At 64.1% G+C, this 15,995-nt stretch carries 16 protein-coding genes; 7 read left to right on the top strand and 9 right to left on the bottom strand.

Features of this window, described 5'->3' with window-relative positions:
- Positions 1-60: 60 nt before the first annotated feature.
- Genes ACQS5P_RS04170 through ACQS5P_RS04160 form a run of 3 tightly spaced genes read right to left on the bottom strand, consistent with a single transcriptional unit; the run spans position 61 to position 2,970 of the window.
- Positions 61-1,233 carry a mandelate racemase/muconate lactonizing enzyme family protein gene (locus ACQS5P_RS04170; protein ID WP_428939650.1) on the bottom strand — a complete coding sequence of 391 codons (1,173 nt, stop codon included), beginning with the start codon at positions 1,231-1,233 and terminating at the stop codon, positions 61-63.
- Positions 1,230-2,225 carry a zinc-dependent alcohol dehydrogenase gene (locus tag ACQS5P_RS04165; protein ID WP_428939649.1) on the bottom strand — a complete coding sequence of 332 codons (996 nt, stop codon included), beginning with the start codon at positions 2,223-2,225 and terminating at the stop codon, positions 1,230-1,232. Before ACQS5P_RS04165 ends, ACQS5P_RS04170 begins: the two co-directional genes overlap by 4 nt.
- Before the next feature lie 31 nt (positions 2,226-2,256).
- Positions 2,257-2,970 carry a PIG-L deacetylase family protein gene (locus ACQS5P_RS04160; protein WP_428939648.1) on the bottom strand — a complete coding sequence of 238 codons (714 nt, stop codon included), beginning with the start codon at positions 2,968-2,970 and terminating at the stop codon, positions 2,257-2,259.
- A 102-nt stretch (positions 2,971-3,072) separates the two neighbouring features.
- Between ACQS5P_RS04160 and dgoD the strand changes: the two genes are divergently transcribed.
- From dgoD to ACQS5P_RS04145, 3 genes are all read left to right on the top strand, one after another.
- On the top strand, positions 3,073-4,215 hold the full coding sequence (gene dgoD, locus ACQS5P_RS04155; RefSeq protein ID WP_428939647.1) for a galactonate dehydratase: 1,143 nt from the start codon (positions 3,073-3,075) through the stop codon (positions 4,213-4,215).
- A gap of 63 nt (positions 4,216-4,278) precedes the next feature.
- A complete protein-coding gene (locus ACQS5P_RS04150) occupies positions 4,279-5,055 on the top strand; it encodes an SDR family NAD(P)-dependent oxidoreductase (protein WP_428939646.1) in 777 nt (258 codons plus the stop codon).
- 132 nt (positions 5,056-5,187) lie between these two features.
- Positions 5,188-5,835 (top strand): type II secretion system protein, encoded by a 648-nt coding sequence (locus ACQS5P_RS04145; protein WP_428939645.1) that lies wholly within the window; start codon positions 5,188-5,190, stop codon positions 5,833-5,835.
- 58 nt (positions 5,836-5,893) lie between these two features.
- Here ACQS5P_RS04145 and ACQS5P_RS04140 read toward each other — a convergent pair whose 3' ends face one another.
- Complete coding sequence (locus tag ACQS5P_RS04140; protein WP_428939644.1) at positions 5,894-6,169, bottom strand: hypothetical protein; 276 nt, start codon at positions 6,167-6,169, stop codon at positions 5,894-5,896.
- Between the two features lie 219 nt (positions 6,170-6,388).
- Here ACQS5P_RS04140 and ACQS5P_RS04135 point away from each other — a divergent pair, with 219 nt between their 5' ends.
- Complete coding sequence (locus tag ACQS5P_RS04135; protein WP_428939643.1) at positions 6,389-6,856, top strand: FKBP-type peptidyl-prolyl cis-trans isomerase; 468 nt, start codon at positions 6,389-6,391, stop codon at positions 6,854-6,856.
- 60 nt (positions 6,857-6,916) lie between these two features.
- Here ACQS5P_RS04135 and chrA read toward each other — a convergent pair whose 3' ends face one another.
- The 4 genes from chrA to ACQS5P_RS04115 are packed head-to-tail and all read right to left on the bottom strand — an operon-like array spanning position 6,917 to position 11,341.
- Positions 6,917-8,158, bottom strand: a complete 1,242-nt coding sequence (gene chrA, locus ACQS5P_RS04130; protein ID WP_428939642.1) for a chromate efflux transporter — start codon at positions 8,156-8,158, stop codon at positions 6,917-6,919.
- Between the two features lie 39 nt (positions 8,159-8,197).
- Complete coding sequence (locus tag ACQS5P_RS04125) at positions 8,198-9,040, bottom strand: fumarylacetoacetate hydrolase family protein (protein ID WP_428939641.1); 843 nt, start codon at positions 9,038-9,040, stop codon at positions 8,198-8,200.
- A gap of 40 nt (positions 9,041-9,080) precedes the next feature.
- Positions 9,081-10,421, bottom strand: a complete 1,341-nt coding sequence (locus tag ACQS5P_RS04120; RefSeq protein ID WP_428939640.1) for a heterodisulfide reductase-related iron-sulfur binding cluster — start codon at positions 10,419-10,421, stop codon at positions 9,081-9,083.
- A complete protein-coding gene (locus tag ACQS5P_RS04115; protein ID WP_428939639.1) occupies positions 10,418-11,341 on the bottom strand; it encodes an FAD-binding oxidoreductase in 924 nt (307 codons plus the stop codon). Before ACQS5P_RS04115 ends, ACQS5P_RS04120 begins: the two co-directional genes overlap by 4 nt.
- Before the next feature lie 153 nt (positions 11,342-11,494).
- Between ACQS5P_RS04115 and ACQS5P_RS04110 the strand changes: the two genes are divergently transcribed.
- Positions 11,495-12,586, top strand: coding sequence for an ABC transporter ATP-binding protein (locus ACQS5P_RS04110; protein WP_428939638.1), 1,092 nt, complete (start codon positions 11,495-11,497; stop codon positions 12,584-12,586).
- Positions 12,587-12,696: 110 nt separating this feature from the next.
- Positions 12,697-14,130: an ABC transporter substrate-binding protein gene (locus tag ACQS5P_RS04105; RefSeq protein WP_428939637.1), complete on the top strand. Its 1,434-nt coding sequence runs from the start codon at positions 12,697-12,699 to the stop codon at positions 14,128-14,130.
- 2 nt (positions 14,131-14,132) lie between these two features.
- Here ACQS5P_RS04105 and ACQS5P_RS04100 read toward each other — a convergent pair whose 3' ends face one another.
- Positions 14,133-14,630: a DinB family protein gene (locus ACQS5P_RS04100; RefSeq protein WP_428939636.1), complete on the bottom strand. Its 498-nt coding sequence runs from the start codon at positions 14,628-14,630 to the stop codon at positions 14,133-14,135.
- A gap of 156 nt (positions 14,631-14,786) precedes the next feature.
- Between ACQS5P_RS04100 and ACQS5P_RS04095 the strand changes: the two genes are divergently transcribed.
- The gene (locus tag ACQS5P_RS04095; RefSeq protein ID WP_428939635.1) at positions 14,787-15,938 is read left to right on the top strand and encodes a Gfo/Idh/MocA family protein; all 1,152 of its coding nucleotides are present in this window, start codon (positions 14,787-14,789) and stop codon (positions 15,936-15,938) included.
- The last annotated feature ends 57 nt before the right edge of the window (positions 15,939-15,995 follow it).

Raw genomic sequence — 15,995 nt, 5'->3', positions numbered from 1 at the left:
GAAAAACCCGAACAAACCACTGATCCGGGCTTGCCCGGATGCTCAGGACGCGGTTTGTGCTCACAAGATCCGATTGCGCTTCACCACGGCTTCATCGACCTCCACTCCCAGCCCGGGTCCGGTCGGAACGGCGATGTAGCCGTCTTTCATTTGAATCCGATTTACGCACAGATTCCGCAGCGCGTCGGCGGTGGACACGTTGTATTCCAAAAACAGCGAATTCATGAGGTAGGCGTTCAGGTGCAGCGAGGCGGCGGTGAGCAGGTCCGTCAGCCAGGCGTGCGGAGCGCAGTCGATCTGGAGGCGAGTGGCCAGATCGGCGATCTGCTTGCCGGCGGTCAGCCCGCCGCAGCGGCTGAGATCCGGCTGCATCACGTCGATTTTCCCGACCCGCGCCAGCCGCTCGAATTCGTTGATTCCCGCGTACTGCTCGCCCGCCGCCAGACGCAGCGTCGCCGTATGCTCCGCGACGCGAGCGTAGCCCTCGACGTTTTCCGGATGCAGGAAATCCTCCAGCCAGAGCACGTTCAGCTCCTCCAGCCGGCGCACCAGTCGGATCCAGTCCTTCAGCGTCCGCCGCTTGAACGGATCGGCGCGATCGAACGGGTTGTACCAGCCGGGATCCACCAGCAGATCGATCTTCTCGCCGGCTTCCTCGCGAGCGGCCTTCACCAGCGCCACGTCAAGCTCCAGATCCTCCCCGAACACGCCCCAGCCGAACTTGATCGCCAGGAAGCCCTTCTCCAGGTACGACGCGGTGGCGCGCTTCATGTCGTCGGGGGTGTTGCGGAACAGAGTCGAGGCATAAGCCTTGACCTTGTCGCGATATCGCGCCCCGAGCAGCTCGCACACCGGACGGTTGAAGGCTTTGCCGGCGATGTCCCACAGCGCGATGTCCGCCCCGCTGAGCACCTGCATCCCGGCGCCCTGCCGCCCGAAGTACGCGAAAAAGCGGTAGACCTTCTGCCACAGCCTCTCGCGCTCCAGCGGATTTTCGCCGATCAGCGCCGAGCGCAGCGACTCGAACCCCGCCCCCCCGCCAGGGGGGATGTTCACGATCTGCTGCGCCACATGCGGCTGGGTCTCCACATCCGACCAGCCGACGATCCCTTCATCCGTCTCGATGCGGATCAGGCAGACGTATCGCACACCGGATGCCTCCTCCGCGCCGGCGGGAACAGAATAGTCCTTGTGGTTGTCGAGTACGATCGCCTGGACGTCGGTGATTTTCATGGTTCTTGGCCAAAGGTAAACGCGACCTTCAGTGCGCTGTCGTGATGGTTGGCGGCCATGTCGAAGGCTTCGCTGTACCGCTCCAGCGGAAAGCGGTGAGTGATGATCCGCGCGAAGGCGGCGTGGTTCTGGCTGAGCCGGCGCACGGCCTCATCGAGAAGATCCTCATCATTGCATGCGCCGACGATCTCCAGTTCCCTGATGTGCACGCTGAGCAGGTCGATCGGCGTCGGATCGTTCACCGCCGAAAAGATCACCAACCGCCCCTTGGGCCGAAGCAGAGCCAGCCCCTGCTGTACCGCGGCGCCTTTTCCGACAGCCAGGATGATGGCGTCGAACGGGCCTTTCGGCTCGCCGCCCTTGCGAATGTTGACCGTTTCGTCCGCATCGGCGGCGCGCAGACGAAAATCGTGCGAGCCGGCGACGACGATCCTCCCAACCTTCATCGATCGCGCCAGAATCGAGATCAGGATCCCGAACGGCCCGTCGCCGAGGATCAGCAGCCGCGATCGCTCGCTCACCCGTGCCTGGGCCAACGCCTGGAGGCATACCGAGATCGGCTCGGCCAGCGCCAGCGGCTCGAACGGCACCGTCGCCGGCACCGTGCGCGCCCGCTCGGCATCGACGATGTAATACTCGGCAAATGTCCCCGGGATGTTCAGCCCGAAGTGACGCATCCTTGCGCACAGGTGCTCCATCCCCGCGCGGCAGTTCTCGCACTCGTGACACGAGTGGACCGGATGCGTGGCCACGCGATCCCCGACCTTGAACCCCTTCACATCGGGACCGATCTGGGCGACGGTGCCGGCGCCCTCGTGGCCAAAGATGATCGGCAGCTTGGCGCCGAAGATGCCGGTGCGAAGCTCGTTGATGTCCGACGTGCAGATCACCGCGGCGCCGGTGCGAACCAGCAACTGTCCCGGCCCGGGCCGGGGAACCGGCACGTCAACCAGTCCAAGACGACCGACGCCCTGAAACTCCAGCGCTTTCATCTTCGGCCCTTTGTCCTGTGCTGTGTGTGCTTCATGGCAACAGCGGATACGGCTTGATGGCGCCGCGTGTGTGCATGGGGGCGAACGCTTCGGCAAACTCGCAGCCGGCCTGCTCGCCCCAGTAGGCGTCATGTCGGCGGCAGATCTTCTCCAGCGGGCTTGCTTCTCCGCTGAACGCCTCGAACGCCGCATTCTGCGAACGGTGCAGGTTCAGCAGCCGCACCTTCTCATTTTCGTAATCGGTCACGTCCACGAAGTACGACGCTGGAAACGGAATCGGCCCGTGCGGCTCGACGCAGAAAATCGCCGGGTGCTGCTTGAGCGGCGGCGAATCGGTCCTGATCATCGGCAGATGCGAGTGCAGCGCCGCCTGGCGCACGAGCTGATGCGTGATCGTGTGATCGAGGTTGTAGTCCTCGTGCCAGTGGGTGAAGATCACGTCGGCGCGGGTCTTGCGGATTGCCTCGATCAGCCGCACGCGCAGCTCCGCAGTGTCGTAAAGAAACTCATCGCGTTCGGCGAGGTTGATGAATTGGGCGCCGACAGCGCACGCGACCGCCAGCATCTCCTCGTGCCGGATTTTGGCGGCGTCATTGCGGCTGATGTCCGGCTGATGGACGAACCCCCCGGAGCCGTCGGTCAGTGTTACGAACGCCAGCGCGTCGCCCCGCGCGCGGCACTTGAGCATCGTTCCCAGGCAGCGCATCTCATCGTCCTGATGCGCCATGATCGAGACCACATTCATGGATCACCGCTTCTTTGCCACGAAGTTATGGCATTGGGGCGAACACGTCAATAATATCGATACTTTAAACGGATTCTCGATTGCGGTAGAGTCTGACCATCCATGAGAATCATCCGGATCAAGCCCTACAGCATCGCCAGCCCGGTCACCGACTGGACCATGGTGAAAGTCGAGACCGACGATCCTGACGTTTTCGGCTGGGGGGAATGCTCGCTGCCGTCCAAGCCGCGCGGTGTGCTGGGAGCGATCGCCGATCTGGAAAAGCTCATCCTCGGCGCCGATCCCACCGACACCGAATGGATCTGGCAACGCATCTACCGCCACAGCTACTGGCGAGGCGGGCCGATCCTTACCAGCTCGATTTCCGGCATCGACACGGCGCTGTGGGACATCCGCGGCAAGCTGCTCCGCCAGCCGGTGTACAAACTGCTTGGTGGGGCGGTGCGAAAGCGGATCAGGCTCTACGCGAACCTGGGGCTATCGACCTCGCCGGACACCTTCCGCCAGCGGGCGCGCGCCGCCATCGAGATGGGCTATCGCGTGGTCAAAATCTATCCCCTGCCGCCGGTGCGCAAGCTCGAAGGTCCGGCCACGATCGCGCAGGTCGTGAGCTGCTGTGAAGCGGTGCGAGAGGAAATCGGCCCTGAGCGCGATTTCGCGATCGACTTTCACGGAAGGTGCGGCGCGGCGCTGGCGGCGCAGATCGAAAGCGCCGTGCGACACACCAGGCCTCTGTGGATCGAAGAACCGGTCCCGGCCGAATCCATCCCAGAACTGCGACGCTGCGCCGACAAATTCCTCACCCCGATCGGAGCCGGCGAGCGCTTGTTCACCCGCTGGGGGTTCCGCGAATTGCTCGAGCGCGAGCTGGTCTCGATCATCCAGCCCGACGTGGCCAACGCAGGAGGAATCAGCGAGCTGATGAAGCTGGCGGCGATGGCGGAGCTGTACGGCGTCGCGTTCAACCCGCACAACCCCAACGGCCCGCTCCAGAGTCAGACGAGCCTGCATCTGGCGGCGGTGGCGCCGACCTTCGAGATGCTCGAGCATCGACACGAGCATCACGATTACATGGCCAGAATCTGCACAACGTTTCCGCGCGTCGATCCGGCCGACGGGTGCGCGGCATTGCCCCAGGGGCCGGGACTGGGAACGGATGTCAATGAACAGTTCCTGCGCGATCATCCCGCCCAGGACTGGATTCCCGAGGCCTTCGGCGCCGATGGAACGCCATCGGACTGGTAAGGGCGCTGCGGGTCAAATCGTTCGCCCGGCAGAGACAGGCAAGTAGACAGCGAGGAGGAAGACATGAACATCTCATTGGCTGGCAAACTGGCGCTGGTGACGGGGGCGGGCGCGGGAATCGGTCGCGGCTGCGCGCTGGAACTGGCCCGCAGCGGCGCCGACGTGATCGTCAATGACATCGATCCTGCTTCCGGCGAGCGGACCGCCGAGCAGATCAGGCAGCTTGGCCGCCAGGCGTGGTTCGTGCGCGCAGATGTGTCCAGCGACTCCGAAGTGACGGCCATGGCGAAAGCCGTCAGCGCGCACAGCGATAAGCTGCATATTCTGGTCAACAATGCCGGCTTGAACATGTTCAAGGGGATCGTGGATACGACGCCCGAGGATTGGGATCGCATCATGGGCGTGGATCTCAAGGGGCTGTACCTGGTGACGCGATCGCTGCTGCCGCTGCTTCGTAGCGCCGGCGGAGCGTCGGTGATCAACATTGCCTCGGTGCATGCCCAGGCGACCGTGCCGCATCTGACCGCCTACGCCGCCGCCAAGGGCGGTGTCGTCGCCATGGTTCGCAGCCTGGCGCAGGAGCTTGGGCCGATGCGCATCCGGGTCAATGCCGTCAGCCCCGGATTCGTGGACACGCCGCTGATGGATCGCTGGCTGGCCTCCGTGCCCGACCGGGAGCAGACGATGCGCTATGTGCTGAGCTTCCATCCGCTGGGGCGCATCGGCACGCCACAGGACATCGGGCGACTGGTCGTTTTCCTGGGCAGCGAGATGTCCGGGTTCATCACCGGCACGAATATCACCATCGACGGCGGATTGACCGCGCAGCTCAAGCACTGACCTCAACGCCACCTCAACAATTCGATTGCTGCACTGTATGGACCTTCGACACCATCGTGTGCAGGCATCGCCCGCCCATGCAGTTGAGATGGGCCATGCCCACCCTGCGGGTGAAACACGGAGGGTACAGACATGTTGCAGGCGGATGGAGGTTGTGTGGGGCGGCGCGTCCGCTCAGGCCGCGACGCGTTTACGCTGGTGGAGATACTGGTCGTCATCGGAATCATCGCAGTGCTGATCGCGATGCTGCTGCCTGCGGTGCGCAAGGCGCAATCACAGGCCAGGTGGGTGCAATGCCAGTCCAACCTGCGTCAGATCGGCGTGGCGTTGCATTCGTATGCGTATCAGTGGCGTGGCTGGCTCTATCCGCCGGGGCTGGGCGCCGGCGATTCATTGCCGAAGGAGCAGCGCTGGCCGGTGCACGTGTTCAAGCCCCCGGTGTGGAATCCGCCGGTGATGATCTGCCCGGTGGATGAGCAGCCGGCCGAGCAGCACACATACATCCTCAATGCGCATCTGGTCCGTCGCGGCTTCAAGCTGGGCAGCAAGCCTCCCCGAGGTTTGAGCATCAGCAACATTATCCTGATGGGAGAAAAGAAAAGCAGCGAGCGCGATTATTACATGGACCCGGGCAACTACCCGCGTCTTGTCGATCACTTCTTCCACGGCATCCGGCTGGGATCCAACTACCTGTTCGTGGACGGACACGTCGGAACGATGAAGGACACCAAAGAAGTGCTGGCGGCGGTGGATCCGTGGGATACCGGTCCGACGCCGTAGCGCGCGGCCAGCAAGCCTGGCCGCGCGGTGAGTTGTATCGCCCGCAGCGTTCAAAGAGCTATCGCGCCACCAGGCCCCGGCCAGTCAGGGCGCGGGCGATCGGGCCGTTCGCCGGCGGGGGGGTCTCCGGCTCGATGATCTGCGCCGAAACCCGCCGCGGGCCATCGACCGGCGGCTTGCCGATCATCTGTGCCACCTGGTTCACTTCCGCCTTCTTCTCGGCAAGCTTCTTTTCCAGCTCGCTGATCTGTGCCTCCAGGCAGTGGTACTCCTTGAGCGTCTCAGCGTAGATCGCCTCGCCCTCAGCCAGCCAATCGCGAAAAGATCGAGTCACGGTCATTTCCTCCACGGCGACAGTCCGGCAGGACGCTGCCGCGTGGGGTTGCGGCTGCCGCGCCTGTGTCCAAATAACATTTGCCCGGTGGTGAACTGCGGGTGCAGTGAGTATAACCCAAGTTCGGGCGCGCGGTCGTCAGTCCGACTGAAATACCGATTCGTTGGCTGCTATGGGACCTTGCGCGTGTTATTGGCCGTTGAACCGAGGTAAACGCTCATGATGCGACAGACCCTGCACGGCATTGGCTTGATGATGATGGTGGCAAGTTTTGTGGCGGCGGCGCCGGCGACCCAACCCGCCGGCGAAGAACGCACCACGCCCTCGGGGCTGAAGATCGTCCAGGTCAAGCAAATCGCCGATGCGCTGGTCGCCCAGCCCGGCGATCAGGTCTGGGTGCATTACACCGGGCGGCTGGAAAGCAACGGGCAGAAGTTCGATTCCTCGTTCGATCGGCTCAGCCGCCAGGGGAACCCCATGCCGATCGATTTTCGGCTGGGCGCCGGGCAGGTCATCAAGGGTTGGGATGAAGGGATCGCCGGCATGAAGGTCGGTGAGAAGCGGAAGCTGATCATCCCGCCGGACCTGGCCTATGGCGCTCAGGGCACGCCCGGCGGCCCGATCCCGCCCAACGCCACACTCGTGTTCGATGTGGAGCTGGTCGGGATTTACCGTGGCGAGAAGTGAGCGACTGTCGCCTGGTAACCTTTCTGGCGTGGCACGACCACCGGCCGCAGATCGTCCGGATCAGTGCGTCCAGATGTATTGCGCCGCACCGATGATCGCCGCGCCGATGATCAGCCAGGTCGCGTTGAGCTTGCGCCACAGCCCGATCAACGACGCGATCAGAATCACCAGGCTCAAGGCATCGACGCGATGCGTGTGCGGCAGGACCACAGCGCCGATTCCCAGGCGAATCGCGACGATGAGCATCAGCCCCACGACGGCGGCGTTCATGCCGTCCAGCGCGCCGCGAGCCCAGGCTTTGCCGCGAATCTGCTGAAGCAGCGGCCCGAAGATCGCCACCAGGATGAATGATGGAAGGAAGATCGCCACTGTCGCGACGACCCCGCCGATTACTCCGCCCGTCAGGCCTGCTTCAAATTTCGTGTGGCCCAGCAGGTACCCGACAAAGGTTGCGGACGTGAGCAGCGGTCCGGGCGTGAACTGCCCGACGGCGATCGCATCGACGAGCTGTCGCTGCGTGAGCCAGCCGAGCCGATCGACGAAATCGCTCTGGAGATAGCTGACCAGCACATATCCGCTGCCGAACAGTGTCCCGCCGATCTTCAGCAGCGTCAGCGCCATGCGCGCCAGGTCCGGCCAGTAGGTTGCAGGGATGGCGATCGCGAGCATGGTTGTGCGGGCGCGGGCGCGCGATCGTCTCATCCGATACCAGATCGCTCCCGCGATGGCCGCCAGGAACAGGCACGGGATCTCCGGCTGAAGGTCGATGTAGCGTTGGAAGACAAGGGCGGCGGCGATGACCAGCATGGCCAGGGTCGTCGTGAATACATCCTTGATCGCCGTTCGCGCGAAGCGCCAGGTGGCGAAGGCGATGATCGCGACGACCGCCGCGCCGATCGCCCGCAGTGCCGGCTGCACCTGTGGCAGGCTGCCGAAGCGAACGTACGCCCAGGCGATCGGCAGGATGATGAGCATCGCCGGGGCGATGAAGCAGGCACCGGCGACCAGCAGCCCGCGAAAGCCGGCGCGAAGCTGCCCGATGTGCATCGCCAGCTCCGTCGAGTTGGGGCCGGGAATGAAGTTGATCGCCGATACCAGATCGAGCAGGTGCTGTCGATCGAGCCATTGCCGGCGGGTGACGACCTGGTCCTCGATCAGCGCCACGTGCGCCGCCGGCCCGCCGAACGCGGTGAACCCCAGCCGCGTGAAAACGCCCGCCAGCTCGAGCAATCGATGCTCGTCCGCGACGACCGCTTCGGCCGCCTCGGGCATCTTCGCCGATCCATCGCTTTTCCGCGGCATATCAGACGGTGTACCCCAGGCCGCACCGAAAACCTGTCGCTACGTGGCGATGCTCACGGGGTTGACCAGTGTTCCGATCGGATCGATCACGATCTCGATCAGGTCGGCGACTTCGAGCGTGAACGTCGGCGGCGGGATGATCCCCGTGCCGGTAAGCAGGAAACAACCCGCCGGAAAACTGCTCTCGCGATAGAGGTAATCAACCAGCTCGCGTGGCTTCCGCTTCAGCTCCCTGAGCGTGGTGTGGCCCTCGAACGCCACGTCGTTGTTCCGCAGGATCCGCAGATGAATGCCGGTGTCCGGCTCCAGCGGGGACTCGCAAACCAGAATCCCCGGACCCAGCGCGCAGCAGCCGTCGTAGACTTTCGCCTGCGGCAGATACAGCGGGTTCTGCCCCTCGATGTCGCGGCTGCTCATGTCGTTGCCGATCGTGTAGCCGACGATCTTGCCGCTGGAGGTGATCACCAGCGTCAGTTCCGGCTCGGGGACATTCCAATTCGAATCCCGGCGAATGCGCACGGGCTTGCCGGGCGCGGCGACGCGGTGAGCCAATGCCTTGAAGAAAAGCTCCGGTCGGTCGGCGGTGTAGACGCGATCGTAGAAGCTGCCCCCGCCCGCGGCCTGCGATTCCTCCATCCGGGCATCGCGGCTGCGGTAATAAGTCACCCCCGCCGCCCAGACTTCCTGCGAGACGATCGGCGCCAGCAGTGCCGTCTGATCCAGCGAAGAGCCGCGAAGCGGCGCAAGCCGGTCCGTTTGCGACTGAAGCGTCGCCAGCAAATCATCGCGGTTCAGCAGTGCATCCCAGTCGGCATTCTCCAGACGATAGAAGGCATCATCGCGCTCGACGATCACGCCGCTGGACGTGCGATAAAGTTTCATGATTCACACCCTTCCGTTGCCCGGGCGGCGGCAGCAGCGCCTACGCCGGGCCAAACACCGCGCGATGAAGCAGTTCCACAGGATGCACGACCTTCAGGGGCTGATGCCGCGCGTTGGCCTCCGACTGAATGTGCATGGCGCAGCCGACGTTTGCGGCGACGCACGTTGTGGCACCGCTGGCCGCGATGTTGTCCAGCTTCCGCGCCGCCAGTTGCCGGGCCATCTCCGGCTGCGTGAGGTTGTAGGTTCCGGCGGCGCCACAGCAGATATCGCTCTCGGGCAGGGGCGTGAGCTTGAGCCCCGGAATCTGCGCCAGAAGCGCCCTGGGCGCGGTGGCGACCTTCTGCGCGTGCAGCAGGTGACATGCGTCGTGGTACGTCACCGTCTGGCTCAACGGGTACTTCATCTGGGGCAGACCCAATTCCATCAGAACCTCACTGATGTCGCGCACTCTGGCGGCGAAAAGCCTGGCGCGCTCGGCGTAGCGTGGATCGTCCCGCAGGAGGTAATCGTACTCGCGCAGCATGGCGCCGCAGCCGGCGATTGTGGTTGTGATAAAGTCCGGCCATGCGGCGCCGTCGGTGGGCAGAATCGCATCGATATTGCGGCGAGCACGAACTTCGGCGTCGTGGTGCGCGCCGTTGTGGTGATGGATCGCGCCGCAGCAGACCTGGGTTGGCGCGACGGTCACGTCGGCGCCGCAGGCGTTGAGCAGCTCGATGGCCTTGGGGTTCACCTCGTCGTAGATCACGCTGCCGATGCAACCGGGGAAGAACGCGACGGTCATGCGATTGCGGGTTGCGGATGGCGGACTTTGGATCGCCGGCGAGTGCTGTGGCAGGGGGCGCGGCCACAGGCGGCCGCCCGTGGGCAGCATCTGCCCCATCTTGCCCAGCGCGCCGGGCAGCAGGCCGAACAGCCCCAGCCGCTTCATCACCCGCCCCGGCAGCATTGCCAGCTTCAGACGCGTCGGGTGCGTGAGGATGTGGAAGAAGATGAATCGCAGCAAGCGGCCCTGGAGGGTTGGCTGGATCTGCTGTGCGAGCTTGCTGCGAACCTCCTCGAGCAATTCGTGATAGACCACGCCGCTGGGACAGATCGTCTCACAGCCGCGGCAGTCCAGGCACAGGTCCAGGTGCCTGCGGACCGAATCGGTCGGCTGAATCACGCCGTCGGCCAGGGCGAGCATGAGCTGGATCCGCCCGCGCGGGGAGTCGGCTTCGTTGTAGTTCTGAGTGTAGGTTGGACAGCCCGGCAGGCACAGGCCGCAATGCACGCAGCTCAGCCCGCGGCGATAGGTGCGCGGATCGAGCGTGATCGCTGGTGTGGATGGCGAGAGCGGCAAGGGGCCTGTGGTGCCTGTGTTCAGCGGCGCGTTCATGCGTCGAATGCCGATTTTAAGCGTCTGAGCAGCGCCGCCTCGGCGCTGTCTTCGTGGAAGCGGCGTTGCAGTGACTCAGCATCCTGAAAGAAAACCCGGCCGCCGACCGCCGCCGTCTGCTCGAGCAGTCGCTGCTTCTGGTCGGCCTGGCATGCCCCGGCAATGATGCCGAAAGCGGCATCGGCAGCACTGTGCGGCAGGGCAAGCTGACTGAAGAGCTGTACGACCCTGGCCGGCGGGACACTGGCGCGGAAGCGTTCGCCCGGCCAATCTGGCGCAAGCCAGCGGGCGGCGCGGAAGTCGATGTCCTGCTGAGGCGTTTGTCGCCGGATCTCCAGCGGCCGCCACGACGGCACGTTCGCCTGGTAATAATCGATGCTGCGCTGATCTCCGAGGTAACCGCACCACAGCGATCCCTCGGCAAGCATCGCCCACTGCGGGCGAAGCGGAGTGGGCAGCAATTGCCCCATCAGCCGTTCGTCGGGCGAAAACCTCGCCAGCAGCGCCGCCGACGGGCGCTTCCACGTCCGTGCCGTGATCGTCACCAGCCTGCCGAAAAGACCGTGCTGCCCGACCATGAACTTCGTCAAGTCATACCCGGCGACGTTTTTCATGGTGCGACCGCCGGCCGTGATCAGCCTGCCCGAGGCGGTCGTGAACTGCACTCCCAGCAGCAGATCCCGCCAGGCGCCAAAGCCAAGGCGCAGCGGCCCGGTCGAGTTGGTCTGAACAAGCTCACCGACCGGCAGACGGGGATCCCCGTCAATCGGCAGCCACTGATCGTGCAGCGCCAGTTGCTGCTGGAGCTGGACCAGAGTGACGTCGGCGGCGGCGGTGACGGTCAAATCGCCAACGTGATGCTCGATTTGCCCCGGCTTCACGAGCGGCTGTCGCTGTGGACGGAAGGTCAACTCGGACATTACACGATAGAGTCTACGCACCGGCTGGCGGTCGCGAAAGGCGCCGCGACACCTGCCGCCGCAAGTGCGTCGCGTGGCTCAACAACCGAGGCTGTCTTCGCGGTGTGCCCTGCCCGCGCATTTGCGTCCACAGCGTGTACAATCCGCCAGGCTATGACGTCGGTGCGACTGGAACATATCACCAAACGGTTTGGCCAGACAGTGGCGTTGGACGACGTGACACTGGAGGTGGCCAAAGGCGAGATCTTCTTTCTGCTGGGTCCCAGCGGATGCGGCAAGAGCACGCTGTTGCGGATCATTGCCGGGCTGCACGAGCCGACGTCCGGTCGGGTGTATTTCAATGACGAGGATGTCACGTCGCTGCCGACGGAGAAACGCAATGCGGTGATGTGCTTTCAGAGTTACGCGCTCTGGCCGCACATGACCGTGGAGCAGAATGTTCGGTTCGGCATCGAGCTGCGCGGGCTTTCGCCGGCCGAGCAGAACCAGCGGGTCAATCAGGTGCTGCGGCTGGTGCAGATGGAAGCGTTGCGAGACCGCAAGCCCAACCAGCTATCCGGCGGCCAGCAGCAGCGCGTGGCGCTGGCGCGGGCGCTGGTGGTGCATCCGCGGTGCCTGCTGCTGGACGAGCCGTTGAGCAATCTTGACACCAAGCTGCGACTGGAGATGCGATCGGAGATCCGCCGGATATGCCGACAGGCGCAGCTCACCGCCATTTATGTTACCCACGATCAGAAGGAAGCGCTGTCGATCGCGGACCGGATGGCGATCCTGAATGCCGGGCGAATCGAGCAGGTGGGCCGGCCTCAGGAACTGTACCTTCGGCCGCGGAATCGCTTCGTGGCGGGGTTCATGGGAGAGACGAACTTTGTTGATGGGACTGTGGTGCACAGCGAGGACGGACGCGCGACGGTGCAGACGTCGCTGGGCCGGATTGTCAGCGCCGCGGGATCGACGACACAGGTACATCCCGGTTTGGAGGTGACGTTGTCGATCCGCCCGGAGGTCGTGCATCTTGGTCAAGCCCCCGCCCAGGCCGTCAATCGCTACGCCGGGATCGTGCATGACACGATCTATCTCGGCGAGCTTGCCCAGCATCAGGTGAATATCGCCGCCGACGGTCAGGTCGTGGGGCCGCCTCTGAAAGCTCTGGAGCTGAATCCGCGGCTGGTGGCGCGCGATGAGGCTGTCGAGCGGGCCGAAGTATGGTTTGATCCGGCGGATGTAGTGCTGTTGACGGAGTGAGGATCGGCCGGGCATGCGCAGGGTTGCAGGGTGGCGGGGCATGCCACGGCGCATAACATGAGACAGATTCGATTGTGCCGGGACATGGGCACGTGTGGTAGGGGCGTGTGATGCGTCAATACCTGCTGATCATTCTGCTGGTGGTGGTGCTGGTCACGCCGTTCGCGCTGCGCGCGGTGTACGTGAGCGACCAGGCCGGGCCAGAGGCTTCGCCCGCAGGTGATGCGCTGACGCTGGTGATTGCCACGCCTCACGCCGAGGGCATCCGCCGGGAGTTCGCCGAGGCCTTCTCGCGCTGGCATCGAGAGCATTACGGTCAGCCGGTGACGATCGACTGGCGGAATTACGGCGGGTCCAGCCAGATCGTCAAGTTCTTCGACGCCAGCCGATCGCTGTACAATCAGCTTGGCACGTACAAGATCGATCTGGTCTGGGGCGGTGGTGACTACCTGTTCGACACGCAGCTCAAGGATGCAGGCCACCTGGAGGGTGTGGATCTTGGCGCGGAGTTTCTGGCCGAAGTGTTTCCGCAGCCGACGCTGGGAGGCTTGCCGTTGTACGATCAGCGATCATCGCCGCCGCAGTGGTTCGGCACGGCGCTGAGCAGTTTCGGCATCTGCTACAACAAGGATGTGCTCCGGTACCTGCGTCTGCCGGAGCCGAAGACCTGGAAGGATCTGGCTGATCCGAAATACCGGGGCTGGATCGTACTGGCCGACCCGACGCAAAGCGCCTCGGCCAAGACGGCGTACATGGTGGTGGTGGAGCGTGCGATGGCCGACGCGGCGCAGCAGGGCGGCAGCGAGGACGCCGGCTGGGCCCGGGGCATGGGGCTGTTGCGGCAGATCGCGGCCAACGCGCGGCTGTTCACCGATTCGGGCTCGGCGCAGTCGGGGGTGGTGGCCAGTGGCGACGCCGCCGCCTCCATGGTCATCGACTTTCACGCCCGCTCGACCATCGAGATGGTGGGCGAGTCGCGGATGGGATACGTCGAGCCGGTCAACGCCACCGCCATCAATCCCGACCCGATCGCGCTGGTCAAAGGCGCCGAGCACCGCGAGCTGGCCATCCGCTTCATACGCTATGTGCTGAGCGAGCCGGGCCAGCGGCTGTGGATCACCCGCGCCGGCGCGCCCGGCGGGCCGAGGCAGACGTCGCTGCGGCGGCTGCCGGTCCGGCGATCGGTATATGCCGATCCGGCCAACTTCACCGACAACGTCAATCCCTTCGCCAGCGCATCGGAGTTCAACACCTCCAATGCCCGCAAGAAGACCTTCGGGATCATTGGCGAGCTGATGCAGATGAGCATGATCGATCTGCTGGATGATCTGCGCCAGACGCGCGCGACGATCCTCGCCTCGCCCCGCGCTGCGGAATTCGACGCGAAGCTCGGCGTGTTTCCCTTTGATCAGTCCGAGGCGCTGCGGCGGATGGGGCTTTGGCGAAAGGCGACAGCAGTGGAGCGGCTGACGTTGCAGCGCCAGTGGACGGCTGATTTTGCCGAGGAGTATCGCCGGCTGCGTGCCGCCGCCGCCACACGCTAAGCTCACGCCAGCCCATGCGCCGCCCGGTACAGATTCCACGTCAGGTGAATCTGCCCCTGATGGTGCGCCTCATGCCAGGTGTACAGCAGGATCCATTCGCCCAGCAGACGCTCGCGTCCCGGCGGGCCGACTTTCCTGCTCGCCAGGTCGGTGGGGCTAAGACTGGCGACGTATTGCCGGAACTCGGCGAACGTGCTGGCCAGCGTCTGCTTGATCGCTTCAAGGCTGGGCAGATTGGAGTCGCTTGGCGTGCTGCCGCCGGCGAAATCCGCCACAAGCTTTTCATTGGGGATGGGTTTGCCCTGGAGCGTGGCGTACAGGTGCTTGTGGTGGGTCGCGGCACAGTGCAGAAGCTGCCAGCCGATGTGCGCCCGCCCCGGCCCGGGACGCCAGACCAGCACCCTGGCCGGATCCTGCCCGCTCTTCTCGATGGTCTGAATGCTGCCCAGCAACCGATCCCGCGCAAAGTCCAATCCGGCAAGAAGCGTCTGTTTGTCCATGTCCGGGATGATAGCAACTGGATCGACGGCGTCGATGCCGATATATTCCCCGCCTCACGGGCACTGCATGGCAGGCACGATCATCTGCCCGCTTGAGTTCGAGCGCCTTGTTGCGCGGCACTGACCGCGGGGAAATCCCAGCTTCTGGAGCTACACGTGGAAATCCGAAAAGTCGGCATCATCATGAACGGCGTCACCGGGCGAATGGGGACCAACCAGCACCTGGTGCGTTCGATTTTGGCGATCATCAGGCAGGGGGGAGTGAAGGTCTCGGACGACCTGGCGATCATGCCCGACCCGATCCTCACCGGGCGCAACCCCAACAAGCTGGAGGCGCTGGCGCGCCAGCACGGCGTGCAACGCTACAGCACCGACCTTCAAAAGGCGCTGGACGATCCCTACAACCAGATCTTCTTTGATGCCTCCTCGACGCTGCTTCGAGCCAGATTCGTCGAAATGGCTGTCAAGGCGGGCAAGGCCATTTATTGCGAAAAGCCGACCGCCGTGACCGTCGCCGAAGCCATGCGGCTGTATGAATTGTGCGACCGCGCCGGACTGAAAAACGGCGTGGTACAGGACAAGCTGTGGCTGCCGGGCATGCGGAAGCTGCGGCAACTGATCCAATCCGGGTTCTTCGGGCGGATTCTGAGCATCAAGGGAGACTTCGGCTACTGGGTCTTCACCGGACACGTGGACGATCAGCCCCCGCAGCGCCCAAGCTGGAACTACCGCGCCGCCGACGGCGGGGGAATCATCATCGACATGTTCTGCCACTGGCGATACGTGCTGGACAACATCTTCGGCGAGGTGCGCGGCCTGTTCGCCCAAGCCAAGACCGATATCCCCGAACGCATCGATGAATCGGGCAAGCCGTACAAGGCCGACGCCGACGACTCGGCCTATGCGATCTTTCAGCTCGAAGGCGGCATCTTCGCGCAGTTCAATTCGAGCTGGTGCACACGGGTTCGTCGTGATGACCTGCTGACCATCCAGGTGGACGGGACCAAGGGCTCGGCGGTGGCGGGGCTGCGCGACTGCTACGTCCAGAGCGAAGCGATGACCCCCAAGCCAATCTGGAACCCGGACATTCCCCAGCCAATCAACTTCTACGATGGCTGGATGAAAATGCCCGATGCCACCACCTACGACAACGCCTTCAAGATCCAGTGGGAACTGTTCCTGCGTCACGTCGTGCTGGACGAGCCGTTCCGATGGACGCTCAAGGAAGGCGCCAAAGGCGTGCAACTGGCGGAACTCGGTCTCAAGAGCTGGCACCAGCGCCAGTGGGTCGATGTGCCGCCGCTGTAAATCTCGGATGGATTGAACCACCAAGACACGAAGGCACGAAGAGCGGCATCGAGTTCG

It is taken from the genome of Fontivita pretiosa, assembly GCF_050410795.1.
GTDB classification, from domain to species: Bacteria; Planctomycetota; Phycisphaerae; order Tepidisphaerales; family Tepidisphaeraceae; genus Fontivita; species Fontivita pretiosa.
This window is presented reverse-complemented; position numbering and strand designations above follow the sequence as displayed.

Bases quoted from the DNA above. Each gene is read 5' to 3' on its own strand.
- ACQS5P_RS04115 (WP_428939639.1), bottom strand. From the start codon at position 11,341: ATGTCCGAGTTGACCTTCCGTCCACAGCGACAGCCGCTCGTGAAGCCG.
- ACQS5P_RS04120 (WP_428939640.1), bottom strand. From the start codon at position 10,421: ATGAACGCGCCGCTGAACACAGGCACCACAGGCCCCTTGCCGCTCTCG.
- ACQS5P_RS04170 (WP_428939650.1), bottom strand. From the start codon at position 1,233: ATGAAAATCACCGACGTCCAGGCGATCGTACTCGACAACCACAAGGAC.
- dgoD (WP_428939647.1), top strand. From the start codon at position 3,073: ATGAGAATCATCCGGATCAAGCCCTACAGCATCGCCAGCCCGGTCACC.
- ACQS5P_RS04165 (WP_428939649.1), bottom strand. From the start codon at position 2,225: ATGAAAGCGCTGGAGTTTCAGGGCGTCGGTCGTCTTGGACTGGTTGAC.
- ACQS5P_RS04135 (WP_428939643.1), top strand. From the start codon at position 6,389: ATGATGCGACAGACCCTGCACGGCATTGGCTTGATGATGATGGTGGCA.
- ACQS5P_RS04105 (WP_428939637.1), top strand. From the start codon at position 12,697: ATGCGTCAATACCTGCTGATCATTCTGCTGGTGGTGGTGCTGGTCACG.
- ACQS5P_RS04110 (WP_428939638.1), top strand. From the start codon at position 11,495: ATGACGTCGGTGCGACTGGAACATATCACCAAACGGTTTGGCCAGACA.
- ACQS5P_RS04100 (WP_428939636.1), bottom strand. From the start codon at position 14,630: ATGGACAAACAGACGCTTCTTGCCGGATTGGACTTTGCGCGGGATCGG.
- ACQS5P_RS04150 (WP_428939646.1), top strand. From the start codon at position 4,279: ATGAACATCTCATTGGCTGGCAAACTGGCGCTGGTGACGGGGGCGGGC.
- ACQS5P_RS04125 (WP_428939641.1), bottom strand. From the start codon at position 9,040: ATGAAACTTTATCGCACGTCCAGCGGCGTGATCGTCGAGCGCGATGAT.
- ACQS5P_RS04145 (WP_428939645.1), top strand. From the start codon at position 5,188: ATGTTGCAGGCGGATGGAGGTTGTGTGGGGCGGCGCGTCCGCTCAGGC.
- ACQS5P_RS04160 (WP_428939648.1), bottom strand. From the start codon at position 2,970: ATGAATGTGGTCTCGATCATGGCGCATCAGGACGATGAGATGCGCTGC.
- chrA (WP_428939642.1), bottom strand. From the start codon at position 8,158: ATGCCGCGGAAAAGCGATGGATCGGCGAAGATGCCCGAGGCGGCCGAA.